Source organism: Kitasatospora gansuensis (genome assembly GCF_014203705.1).
Classification (GTDB): domain Bacteria; phylum Actinomycetota; class Actinomycetes; order Streptomycetales; family Streptomycetaceae; genus Kitasatospora; species Kitasatospora gansuensis.
Map to the genome: position 1 here is coordinate 2,444,818 of NZ_JACHJR010000001.1, position 12,695 is coordinate 2,457,512.

General features: G+C 70.4%; 7 protein-coding genes. 1 reads left to right on the forward strand and 6 read right to left on the reverse strand.

Annotated features, from left to right (window positions below):
• From dapB to eccD, 5 genes are all read right to left on the reverse strand, one after another.
• Entirely contained in the window at positions 1–741 is a 741-nt protein-coding gene (dapB, locus tag F4556_RS10655; RefSeq protein ID WP_184913727.1) for a 4-hydroxy-tetrahydrodipicolinate reductase, read from the reverse strand.
• Positions 742–754: 13 nt separating this feature from the next.
• Complete coding sequence (locus tag F4556_RS10660; RefSeq protein WP_184924482.1) at positions 755–2,134, reverse strand: M16 family metallopeptidase; 1,380 nt, start codon at positions 2,132–2,134, stop codon at positions 755–757.
• A 68-nt stretch (positions 2,135–2,202) separates the two neighbouring features.
• Positions 2,203–4,419: a polyribonucleotide nucleotidyltransferase gene (locus F4556_RS10665; protein WP_184913729.1), complete on the reverse strand. Its 2,217-nt coding sequence runs from the start codon at positions 4,417–4,419 to the stop codon at positions 2,203–2,205.
• 420 nt (positions 4,420–4,839) lie between these two features.
• Positions 4,840–5,130, reverse strand: a complete 291-nt coding sequence (rpsO, locus tag F4556_RS10670; RefSeq protein ID WP_030462697.1) for a 30S ribosomal protein S15 — start codon at positions 5,128–5,130, stop codon at positions 4,840–4,842.
• Positions 5,131–5,270: 140 nt separating this feature from the next.
• Positions 5,271–6,728: a type VII secretion integral membrane protein EccD gene (gene eccD, locus F4556_RS10675; protein WP_184913732.1), complete on the reverse strand. Its 1,458-nt coding sequence runs from the start codon at positions 6,726–6,728 to the stop codon at positions 5,271–5,273.
• A gap of 485 nt (positions 6,729–7,213) precedes the next feature.
• Here eccD and eccCa point away from each other — a divergent pair, with 485 nt between their 5' ends.
• A complete protein-coding gene (gene eccCa, locus F4556_RS10680) occupies positions 7,214–11,161 on the forward strand; it encodes a type VII secretion protein EccCa (protein ID WP_184913734.1) in 3,948 nt (1,315 codons plus the stop codon).
• Positions 11,162–11,293: 132 nt separating this feature from the next.
• Here the strand turns inward: eccCa and mycP are convergent, their stop codons facing one another.
• Positions 11,294–12,592, reverse strand: a complete 1,299-nt coding sequence (mycP, locus tag F4556_RS10685; RefSeq protein ID WP_184913736.1) for a type VII secretion-associated serine protease mycosin — start codon at positions 12,590–12,592, stop codon at positions 11,294–11,296.
• Between the last annotated feature and the right edge of the window lie 103 nt (positions 12,593–12,695).

Consider the following 12,695-nt stretch of genomic DNA (forward strand, 5'->3'; position numbering starts at 1 on the left):
TCAGAGGTCCAGGAAGTGTTCGAGGCCGAAGGTCAGCCCCGGGGTCTCGACCACCTTGCGGACGCCGAGCAGGATGCCCGGCATGAAGCAGCTGTGGTGCAGCGAGTCGTGACGGATCGTCAGGGTCTCGCCGGTGTCGCCGAGCAGCACCTCCTGGTGCGCCAGCAGGCCGCGCAGCCGGACCGAGTGCACCGGCACGCCGTCCACGTCGGCGCCGCGGGCGCCGGGCAGGCCGTGCGTGGTCGGGTCGCTCTGCCGGGGCAGGCCGGCCGCGTCGCGGGCGGCGGCGATCAGCTGGGCGGTGCGGGCGGCGGTGCCGCTGGGGGCGTCCGCCTTGTTGTTGTGGTGCAGTTCGACGACCTCGACGGTCTCGAAGTACTTCGCGGCCTGCTGGGCGAACTTCATCGAGAGCACGGCGCCGATCGAGAAGTTCGGCGCGATCAGCACGCCCACGCCCGGCGAGGAAGCGAGCCAGCCGCGCAGGGTGGCGAGCCGCTCCTCGGTCCAGCCGGTGGTGCCGGTGACCACGTGGATGCCGTTGCGGACGCAGTACTCCAGGTTGGCCATCACCGCGTCGGGGTGGGTGAGTTCGACCGCGACCCGGGTGCCCTTCAGCTCCTCCAGTGAGGAGTTCCGGTTCAGGGTGGCGGTCAGCTCCAGGTCGGCGGCGGCCGAGACGGCCTTGACCGCCTCGGACCCGATCCGGCCGGTGGCGCCGATCACGGCGACGGGCAACGACATCTCAGTAGTCCTCTCAGGCCAAAAGGTCCGCGAGCGCGTCGGCCCGCTTCTTGGTGATCGGGCCGATCAGCGCGAGCGACGGCTTGTGCGCGCCGAGCACGTCCCTGGCCACCGCGTGCACGTCGGCCAGGGTGACCGAGGCGATCTTCTCCAGCATCTCGTCCACCGACAGGTGGTGGCCGTAGCTGAGTTCGGCCTTGCCGATCCGGTTCATCAGCGAGCCGGTGTCCTCCATGCCGAGCACGGTGGAGCCGGAGATCTGCCCGATCGCCCGGGTCAGCTCCTCCTCGGTGATGCCGTCGGCGACCACCTTGGCGAGCTCCTCGCGGCAGATGTCGAGCACCTGCTCGACCCGCTTGGGCTGGCAGCCGGCGTAGATGCCGAACAGGCCGCTGTCGGCGTAGGAGGAGGAGTACGAGTAGACCGAGTAGGCCAGCCCGCGCTTCTCCCTGACCTCCTGGAACAGCCGGGAGCTCATCCCGCCGCCGAGCGCGGCGTTCAGCACGCCGAGCGCCCAGCGGCGTTCGTCGTGCCGCGGCACGCCGGGGACGCCGAGCACCAGGTGGGCCTGCTCGGTGGAGCGGTTGAGCACCTCGACCCGGCCGGCCGTACGGACCGCGCGGACGCCCTTGCGGACCTCGGCGGGGTGGCCCTTCGACTTCTCCAGCACCGGCGCGAAGGCCTTCTGGACCATCTTGACCACCCGGGCGTGGTCCAGGTTCCCCGCTGCCGCGACGACCAGCTGCTCGGGCTTGTACCGGCGGTGGAAGAAGCCCGCGATCTGATCCCGGGTCAGGCCGGTGACGGTCTCCTGGGTGCCCAGGATCGGGCGGCCGAGCGGCGAGTCGCCGTAGATCACCTTGGCGAACAGGTCGTGCACCACGTCGCCCGGGTCGTCCTCGGCCATCGCCATCTCCTCGAGGATGACGCCGCGCTCGGCCTCCACGTCCTCGGGGCGGATCAGCGAGCCGGTGAGCATGTCGCAGACCACGTCGATGGCCAGCGGCAGGTCGGTGTCGAGCACCCGCGCGTAGTAGCAGGTGTTCTCCTTGGCGGTGAAAGCGTTCATCTCACCGCCGACCGCGTCCAGCGCGGCCGAGATCTCCAGGGCGTTGCGCCGGGCGGTGCCCTTGAAGAGCAGGTGCTCCAGGTAGTGCGTGGCGCCGTTCAGCGCCGGGGTCTCGTCCCGGGAGCCGACGCCGACCCAGATGCCGAAGGTCGCGGAACGGACCGTCGGGAGGGTCTCGGTGACGACCCGCAGACCGCCGGGCAGGACGGTACGGCGTACCGTGCCGGCCCCGTCGACGCCCTTGAGCAGGGTCCGGGTTGAGCCGGGGCGCTGCTGCGCCGCGGAGGCCTGAGCCACGGGCCTTCCTTCCAGAACTTCAAGAATCACAGGGAGAACAGGGTGCGGCCCGCGCACTCCGGGGAGTGCGCGGGCCGCGGGGTACTAACGGTGCGTCACTCGGAGGCCGGAGCGGCGTCCTCGACGCCGTCCTCGCCCTCGACGACCGGGATCAGCGAGAGCTTGCCGCGCGGGTCGATCTCGGCGATCTCGACCTGGACCTTGGCACCGACGGCCAGCACGTCCTCGACGTTCTCCACGCGCTTGCCACCGGCGAGCTTGCGGATCTGCGAGATGTGCAGCAGGCCGTCCTTGCCCGGCATGAGCGAAACGAACGCGCCGAACGTCGTGGTCTTCACCACGGTGCCCAGGTAGCGCTCGCCGACCTCCGGCATGGTCGGGTTGGCGATCTGGTTGATCGTCGTACGGGCAGCCTCCGCCGAGGGACCGTCGACCGCACCGATGTAGATGGTGCCGTCGTCCTCGATGGTGATGTCCGCGCCGGTGTCCTCCTGGATCTGGTTGATCATCTTGCCCTTCGGGCCGATGACCTCACCGATCTTGTCCACCGGGATCTTGATGGTGATGATGCGCGGGGCGTTCGGCGACATCTCGTCCGGAGTGTCGATCGCCTCGTTCATCACGTCCAGGATGTGCAGACGCGCGTCCTTGGCCTGCTTCAGCGCGGCGGCCAGCACCGAGGCCGGGATGCCGTTCAGCTTGGTGTCGAGCTGCAGCGCGGTGATGAAGTTGCGGGTACCGGCGACCTTGAAGTCCATGTCACCGAACGCGTCCTCGGCACCGAGGATGTCGGTCAGCGTGACGTAGTGCGTCTCGCCGTCGATCTCCTGCGAGATCAGGCCCATCGCGATACCGGCGACGGCGGCCTTGAGCGGCACACCGGCGTTCAGCAGCGACATGGTCGAGGCGCAGACCGAGCCCATCGAGGTGGAGCCGTTGGAGCTCAGCGCCTCGGAGACCTGGCGGATCGCGTAGGGGAACTCCTCGCGGGTCGGCAGCACGGGCAGGATCGCCCGCTCGGCCAGCGCGCCGTGACCGATCTCGCGGCGCTTCGGCGAACCGACGCGGCCGGTCTCGCCGACCGAGTACGGCGGGAAGTTGTAGTTGTGCATGTAGCGGCGACGCGTCTCCGGGGAGAGCGTGTCGAGCTGCTGCTCCATCCGGAGCATGTTGAGGGTGGTGACGCCCAGGATCTGGGTCTCGCCACGCTCGAACAGCGCCGAGCCGTGCACGCGCGGGATCGCCTCGACCTCGGCGGCCAGCGTACGGATATCCGTGACGCCACGGCCGTCGATGCGCACCTTGTCGGTGATGACGCGCTCGCGGACGATCTTCTTGGTCAGCGCGTTGTACGCGGCGCTGATCTCCTTCTCGCGGCCCTCGAACTTCGGGAGCAGCTTGTCGGCCGCGACGGCCTTGATGCGGTCGATCTCGTTGTTGCGCTCGACCTTGCCCGGGATGGTGAGGGCCTTCGCCAGGTCGCTCTTGACGGCGTCCGAGAGGGCGGCCAGCACGTCGTCCTGGTAGTCCAGGAAGACCGGGAACTCACCGGTCGGCTTGGCAGCCTGGGCGGCCAGCTTCGACTGGGCGGCGCAGAGCACCTTGATGAACGGCTTGGCGGCCTCGAGACCGGCGGCGACGATCTCCTCGGTCGGGGCCTCGGCGCCGTCGGCGACCAGCTTGATGGTCTTCGCGGTGGCCTCGGCCTCGACCATCATGATCGCGACGTCACCGTCGGGCAGCGCGCGGCCGGCCACGACCATGTCGAAGACGGCGTCCTCGAGCTCGGTGTGGGTCGGGAAGGCCACCCACTGACCCTTGATCAGCGCGACGCGGACGCCGCCGATCGGGCCGGAGAACGGCAGGCCGGCCAGCTGGGTGGACGCCGAGGCGGCGTTGATGGCCACCACGTCGTACAGGTGGTCGGGGTTGAGCGCCATGATCGTGCAGACGACCTGGATCTCGTTGCGCAGGCCCTTGACGAAGGACGGGCGCAGCGGGCGGTCGATCAGACGGCAGGTGAGGATGGCGTCCTCGGACGGCCGGCCCTCACGACGGAAGAACGAGCCGGGGATGCGGCCCGCGGCGTACATCCGCTCCTCGACGTCGACCGTCAGCGGGAAGAAGTCGAAGTGCTCCTTCGGCTGCTTGGAGGCGCTGGTGGCCGACAGCACCATGGTGTCGTCGTCCAGGTAGGCCACGGCCGAGCCGGCGGCCTGACGGGCCAGCCGGCCGGTCTCGAAACGGATGGTACGGGTACCGAAGCTGCCGTTGTCGATGACGGCCTCGGCGTAGAACACGTTCTCTTCCACCTGGAAGATCTCCTCTTTCGTACGTTTCCCGAGGAGCGCCCCTGCGCTTGCCTTCCGGCGGGCCCTGGGCAGTTCGGGCCGGTCTTCGATCGAAGCCTCCGGGCTGTCCCCCGATTGGGGACTCCCGACGGCCACTACCGAGGACCGGCGCCTCTCGGCTGCCTGGTCGGCGGTCGCGTGTGGACGCTCCTTGGGACGCGGGCGGCTTCCGTTTGAAGCCTTCGGCCCGCTCGGTGATGTCTCTGCTGCCACGGTTCGGCCGACTCGCTGTCGGCGTCATGACCGGGCATGCCCCTCACCTTACAAATTCACACCCTACTCAGCCTGCCATTACCACGCGTGTGGTGCGGCGGACCGAGCAGGACAATGCAGCGAGGGGCGGCTCCCCGGTGACGGGGAGCCGCCCCTGACGCGGCGGTCTTAGCGGGCGCCACCGGCGGCACCGCGGCGGATGCCGAGGCGGTCCACCAGGGTACGGAAGCGCTCGATGTCCTTCTTGGCCAGGTACTGGAGCAGCCGGCGGCGCTGGCCGACCAGGATCAGCAGGCCACGACGCGAGTGGTGGTCGTGCTTGTGGAACTTGAGGTGCTCGGTCAGGTCCGAGATCCGGCGGGAGAGCATGGCGACCTGGACCTCGGGGGAGCCGGTGTCGCCCTCCTTCTGGCCGAACTCGGCGATGATCTGCTTCTTGACGTCAGCGGCGAGAGCCACGGCATCTCCTTCAAGGTTTCCGAGTGACCCTGGTAGACGGCACAGGGATCTGACTGAACTCGGACTGCCCAAGAGTACCAGCGCCCGCCGTCCCCCCATTCCGCGGGGTGACGGCGGGCGCCGTGTGAGGTGTTCCGGGATCAGCTGGTGGCGCCGCGCACCAGGCCGTAGATGTCGAGGACGGCCAGCGTGAGCGGGACCAGCGCGATCAGCATCAGGCTGTCGATCATGTCCAGGATGCGGCCCCAGAACGGGGACACCCCGGACTTCGGGACGACCAGCGCGATGCCGGTCAGGATGGCCGCGCCGGCCGCGATCGAGGCGGCCAGCCAGACCGTCCGCAGGTCCACCGCGGTGTCGCTGGTGGCGGTCAGGATGAAGTGCGGAGTGTGCAGCGAGAGGCCGATCACCAGCAGCGCCAGGCCGGCCAGGCCGGCGATGGTGAGTGCGAAGACCTGACCGGTGTAGCGGAACAGCCGGGCCCGCAGCATGGTCGTCATGCCGACCGCGAGGGCCAGCAGCTCGGCCCAGGTCCGGTCGCTGAAGCCGAGCACGGCGCAGGAGCCGACCAGCACCGCGGCGCAGCCGCCGACCAGTCCGACCAGCACCTCGTGGCCGCGGCGGGCTTGGTGGGCGATCCGCTCGTACTGGACGGCCTCCGAACGGCTGGCCTCCTCGGCGTAGCCGGCGCTGCGGGTGCTGGTCTGGCCGGGGGCGTTGAAGCCGACCGGGAGACGGGCGAAGCGGGCCGAGAGGGAGGGCAGGAAGCCGATCGCGGCGACCGCGGCCACGGCGGTGACGGCCGCGATGTCGGTGGCCGAGGTGTCGGACATCAGCACGGCGGCGAACGAGGCCAGGGTGCCCGCGACGGCCAGGAAGGCGGAGGCCACGAAGACCGAGTCCTTCTCCGGCAGCAGGCCGACCAGCAGCACCGAGACCACCAGCATGGCGACGCAGCCGACCAGCAGCTGGACCCGGCCGGGGCCGTCGCCCACGGTGGAGACCGCGATGATGCCGGACCCGGCGATCAGGGCGTGCGGCAGCGAGCCGAGGCCGAGCGCGAGGGCCGCGTCGTGGTCCTGGTAGACCCGGGCCCGGACACCGGCGAAGGCGACCAGCACGACCGCGATCACACCGGACAGGATGCCGGGCAGGCCGTTCATGTCGTGCCGCAGGTCGGCGAACCAGAGCGCGAAGCCGAGCAGGCCGAGCAGCACCCCCGCGCCGACCAGACCGAAGGCGCGCATCAGTTCCGGGCCCCAGAACCGGCGGTCGGCGGCGACCGCGCTGGCGATCGCGTCGGCCACGTCGTCGTAGACGGCCGGCGGCAGCGACTCGGCGAACGGACGCAGGCTGAGCAGGTCGCCGTCCCGGATCTGCTGGGCGGCCAGCGGCAGTCCGCTGTCCAGCACGGTGCCGTCCCGGCGGACCAGGTGGAATCCGGTCGGTGCGCCGTCCACCTGGGTCTGGCCGGAGAGGCGCAGTACCTCGGGGTAGATGTCCGCGAGCGGCACATCCTCCGGTAGTGCGACGTCGATCCGGCTGTCCGGTGCCACGACGGTGACCCGGCAGAATCCGGTCGTAGCGTTTGAGCTCACCGGCGCTTCCCCCTGTTGCTGTGTCCGTTGGTCAGCTTGACGCCCTTGGCAGACCGGAACGCTCCCCCGTCTTCTTCAATGAGGGCGATCCGACCAAGAGTTGGCGCGGCGACACCCTACCGCCAGATGGGGCACGGAGCGCTACCGGGTCCCGGACGGGCCGTCAAGCCGTGACCCGGCGCCCGGCGGCCGCCGTGTGCGAGAAGTGAAGGTGATATGGCGTCAACCGGGCTGGTCGGGCCCCGCCTTGACCGGTTTGACCCCTTCCTGCCGATCCTCCGGCCGGTCGAACGGTAACGGTCCGGATGCGGGCGCCCCCGTGCTCGAACCGAACAGGGCCGACCAGTAGGATCGGCCCCTGCGCGAGGCGTACGGGGGCGAGACGCGCGACCCGTGAGTGCCTGCGATCGGCGGAGCGGGGGCGGCGTCATCACACGGGGCGCCCTCATCCCGTACGTATCCCAGTTGCGTGAGGGTTGATGCCAGTGAGTGTGATTACGGTCAAGCGTCCGGCTCGGGCATATCCGCCCCCGGTGCCGGACGAGCCGGTGGAGCTGGTGCCTCCGCCCGAGTTGCCGCGAGGCGGTGGCGAGGACTGGATGATGTCCCTGCTGCCGCTGCTCGGCATGGGCGGTTCGGCGGCCTTCCTCTTCGGCGGCCAGGGGCCGATGAAGATGATGGGTGTCCTGATGGTCGCCTCCACCGCCGGTATGGCGGTGGCTCAGATCGTCAAGGCCCGCAAGGGCGGCAGTGCGGGGACCGCGGACGAGCGCCGCGACTACCTCAAGTACCTCCAGCAGATGCGCCGTCAGGTCCGCAGGACCGCGGACCGGCAGCGCGGTGCGCAGCTCTTCCTGCACCCGGAGCCGGACCAGCTCTGGTCGATCGTCACCGAGGGCCGTCGGCTCTGGGAACGGCGGCCGAGCGACCCGGACTTCGCGCAGATCAGGCTGGGACGCGGACCGCAGCAGCTCTCCACGCCGCTGAAGGCGCCGGAGACGGCGCCGCTGGACGAGCTGGAGCCGCTCTCGGCGGCCGCCATGAAGGACTTCCTGACCGCCCACGGCACCCTGCACGACCTGCCGTTGGCGATCTCGCTGCGCGCCTTCTACCACATCACGGTCTGCGGTGACCCGGACACCGTCTACGGCAACGTCCGGGCGATGCTGGCCCAGTTGACCACCCTGCACTCCCCCGACGACCTGGTGGTCGGCGTGGCCGCCGCGCCCGGCGCGGTGGACGAGTGGGAGTGGGCGAAGTGGCTGCCGCACACCCAGCACCGCAAGGAGAGCGACGGTGCCGGTTCGCGCCGGCTGATCGCCACCGGTCTGGGTGAGCTGGAGGTGCTGCTCGCGGACGAGTTGGCCGGGCGCAAGGGCTTCGCCCGGGACGCCGTGGCCTCGCCGGACCAGCCGCACCTGGTGATCGTGATGGACGGCGCCGCGGTGCCGCACGACTCGGTGCTGGCCGGCGCGGAGGGCGTCGAGGGCGTCACCATCATCGAGGTCGTCCCCGGTGACCTGGACGAGCCCAGCGGCCACCTGGTGATCACGCTGGCCAAGGACGAGCTGCTGCTGGAGTCCGCCTCCGGTGCCTCGTACTCCGGCAAGCCGGACAGCCTGTCCTCCTGGCAGTCCGAGGCGCTGGCCCGTCAGCTGGCCCCGTTCCGGGCCTCGGCGGGCGGCGACGACGGCGACCCCTCGCTGGTCTCGATGGACTTCACCGAGATGATGGACACCGGCGACCCGGGCTCCTTCGACCCGGCCCGGATGTGGCGTCCGCGCCCGATGCGGGAGAAGCTCCGGGTCCCGCTCGGGGTCGGCACCAACGGCGAGTACGTCTGGCTGGACATCAAGGAAGCCTCGCTGGAGGGCATGGGCCCGCACGGCATGTGCGTCGGCGCGACCGGTTCCGGTAAGTCCGAGGTGCTCCGCACCCTGGTGCTGGCGCTGGCCGTGACGCACTCCTCCGAGGTGCTCAACTTCGTCCTCGCCGACTTCAAGGGTGGCGCCACCTTCGCGGGTATGGCGGAGATGCCGCACACCGCGGCCGTCATCACCAACCTGGAGGGCGAGCTCACCCTGGTCGACCGCATGCGCGACTCGATCGAGGGCGAGATGAACCGCCGTCAGGAGCTGCTGCGGACGGCGGGCAACTACGCGAACATCAACGAGTACGAGCGGGCCCGCGCCGCCGGTGCCGCGCTCGACCCGCTGCCCTCGCTGGTCATGATCATCGATGAGTTCTCCGAACTCCTCAGCGCCAAGCCGGACTTCATCGACCTGTTCATCCAGATCGGCCGGATCGGCCGTTCGCTGGGTATGCACATGCTGCTCGCCTCCCAGCGACTGGAAGAGGGCAAGCTGCGCGGTCTGGACACCTTCCTGTCCTACCGGCTCGGTCTGCGCACCTTCTCGGCCGCCGAGTCGCGGGCCGCGATCGGTGTGCCGGACGCCTACCACCTGCCGCCCGTCCCCGGTGTCGGCTACCTCAAGTTCGGCTCCGACGTGATGGAGCGGTTCCGGGCGGCGTACGTCTCCGGTGCCTACCGTCCGCCGGGCGCGGTCCGGGTGACCGGTGGCCGGGCGGCCACCGCGCTGCCGGTGCTGTTCACCGCGGCCGAGGTCGCGGTGATCGAGCCGGTGGTGGAGGAGGTGGTCGAGGAGGTCGCCGAGATCGACGACTCGCTGCTCGACACCATGCTGGACGTCTTCGTGGCCCGCATGATCGGCCAGGGCCCGCCGGCCCACCAGGTCTGGCTGCCCCCGCTGGAGGCCGCGCCGACCGTCGACCAGCTCGTCCCGCCGCTCCAGGTGACGGCCGAACGCGGGCTCACCTCACCGGAGTTCGGTGCGCTCGGCCGGCTCGTGGTGCCGGTCGGCATCGTCGACAAGCCGCGCGACCAGCGCCGCGACGTGCTCTACCAGGACTACTCCGGCGCGGCCGGTCACGGTCTGATCGTCGGTGGTCCGCGCTCCGGCAAGTCCACGCTGATCCGCACCATGGTGGCGGGCTTCGCGGTCACCCACACCCCGGTCGAGACGCAGTTCTACCTGCTCGACTTCGGCGGTGGCGGTTTCCAGGGCCTGCAGGGCCTGCCGCACGTCGGTGGGGTGGCCGGGCGACTGGACGTGGAGAAGGTCCGACGGACCATCAGCGAGGTGCACGGCGTGCTCAACCGCCGTGAGGAGCTGTTCCGCGCGACCGGCATCGACACCATCGCCACGTTCCGGACCAAGCGGGCCAACGGCCAGCTCCCGGACGAGCAGTTCGGTGACGTCTTCCTGATCATCGACGGCTGGCTCACCTTCAAGCAGGAGTTCGAGTCCCTCGAGCCGGTCATCGCCGACATCGCCCAGCGCGGTCTCGGCTACGGCGTGCACATCGTGCTGACCGCGGCGCGGTACGCCGAGGTCCGCCCGGCGCTCAAGGACCTGCTGCAGAACCGCACCGAGCTCCGGCTCGGTGACGCGATGGAGTCCGAGATCGACCGCAAGGTCGCGCAGAACGTGCCGGCCGGGCAGCCGGGCCGCGGTCTCACCGCAGACAAGCTGCACTTCCTCTCGGGTCTGCCCCGACTGGACGGCACCTCGGAGACCGACGACCTGGTGGACGGTGTCACCGACCTGGTCGAGCAGATCGCCTCGGCCTGGACCGGACCGCGCGCCCCGCAGGTCCGGATGCTGCCCCAGGTGCTGGACGGCAACTCGCTGCCCAAGGGCTTCGAGCGGCCCGAGCTGGGTGTCGCGTTCGCCGTCGACGAGGTCGAACTCGCGCCGGTGTTCCTCAACTTCGAGAGCGACCCGCTCTTCGTGGTGTTCGGTGAGAGCGAGTCCGGCAAGTCCGCGGTCCTGCGGATGCTGATCAAGCAGATCACCGAGCGGTACACCCCGGACCAGGCCGGCATCGTGGTCGGCGACTTCCGCCGCTCGCTGCTCGGCGTGGTGCCGCCGGAGTACCTGGTGGAGTACGCGGCGGCGGCCCCCGCCATGACGGCGATCGTGGAGATGCTCCGCGGCGCCTGCGGGCGACGCCTGCCGGGCCCGGACGTCACGCCGGAGCAGCTGCGCAACCGCAGTTGGTACACCGGCAAGGACATGTTCGTGATCGTGGACGACTACGAGCTGGTCGCCACCTCCTCGGGCAACCCGATGGCGCCGCTGGCCGAGTTCCTGCCGTTCGCCCGCGACATCGGCCTGCGCATCATCATCGCGCGCAACTCCGGTGGTGCCGGACGCTCGCTGTTCGAGCCGATCATGCAGCGCATGAAGGAGCTCGGCGGTCAGGGTCTGATCCTGTCCGGCGACAAGAACGAGGGTGCACTGCTGGGCACCGTCAAGCCGCAGCCGCTGCCCCCGGGCCGCGGCCAGCTGGTGACCCGCCGTCAGGCGGCCGGCCACACCGTCCAGACGGGCTGGCTCCCGGCCCCGTAACGGGCCACCACGCAACGGGCCGTGGCCCCTCCTCCGGGAGGGGCCACGGCCTTTTCGTAGCTTGTCGCAGTGGCAGCAGAAGGCCCCCGCAGCGGCGCTGCGGGGGCCTTCGTATGTGCGTGCGTGGTGTTGCTAGCCGTCGGTCCGGCGCCTGCGATCCCGCAGCACCACCGCGGCACCGGCCAGACCGCCGACCAGCAGGCCGCCGACGCCGAGCGCGTAGGTGGCGGTACGAGCGTCCCGGTCCTGCTGGGTCTCGGCCAGGCCGAGCGGCTGGGCCTGCAGCCTGGTCTTGCCGGCCAGGTTCAGCGGCGGGTCCTCGACCGGCATGTCGGACGGCGGGGTGTTGCTGGTGACCGCCTTCACCGGGTCGACCACGCCCCAGCCGATGAAGCGGTTCTCCTTGCGCTCCACCCGCTGCGCGGTCTGCATGATCCGGGTCCGGATCTGCTTCGCGGTCCAGCCCGGGTACTTCTGCTTGAGCAGGGCGGCCACGCCGGCCACGTACGGGGTGGAGAAACTGGTGCCGTTGTCCACGCAGTGGCCGCCGCCGGGCACCGTGGAGAGCATCTCCACGCCGGGCGCGACCACGTCGACGAACTCGCCGTACTGGGAGAACGAGGCCCGCTCGTTGTTCCGGTCCGAGGCGCCGACCGCGAGCACGGTCTTGATGGCGGCCGGGTAGGTGTCGGCCTCCAGGCCGTCGTTGCCGGCCGAGGCGACCACCACGACGTTGGCGTCCTCGGCCATCTTGAGGGCGGCCTCCAGCTCGGGCCGGCCCGGGAAGGAGCCGCCTTCGCCGGTGGCGCGGACATCCTGCGAGATGTTGATGACGCCGACCTTACGGCCCACCGCGTTCTTGATGTCGTCCACCAGCGTGAACACGTCGCCGTTGCCCTGGCTGTCGTTCTGCCGGTACGCCACGATGGTCGCCTCGGGCGCGATCCCGGAGAAGCCGATGCCCGGGACCTTCTTGGCCGCGATGATGCCGGCCACCTTGGTGCCGTGGCCGACCAGGTCGTTCACGCCGGAGCCGAGGACCTGCTGGTTGTTGTTGGACTTGTCCTTCAGGGTGGAGCCGGCGTCCTCGACCTTGCCCTGCAACTGCTGGTTGGCCGCGTCCACACCGGTGTCGATCACCGCGACCTTGACGCCCTTGCCGTCGATCGGCACCTTGTCGGGGCCCGCGGCCCAGAGCTGGTCCAGCACCACCTTCTGCAACGACCAGGGCATGCTGGGCACGTTGTTGGAGGGGAACTTGCACTCCGCCGAGGCGGAGATCCCCAGCGGCGGGTACACCACGCCGGCCGAGGGTGAGGGGGTCGGCGCGGCCAGCGCGGGTCCGGCGGTCAGCGCGCCGATCACCCCCAGCGCGACGGACACGGCGGCGACCCTGCGGTACGTACCGAACGACACCTGACTTCCCCTCATGTTCCCACCCTGCGCCGTACCCCCGTGGAACGGCCTTGCCGGACGGTCGGGTCGACCCGCCCGTGATACACGCCTGGGGCGGGCGCCCGGTCGGACGCCCGCC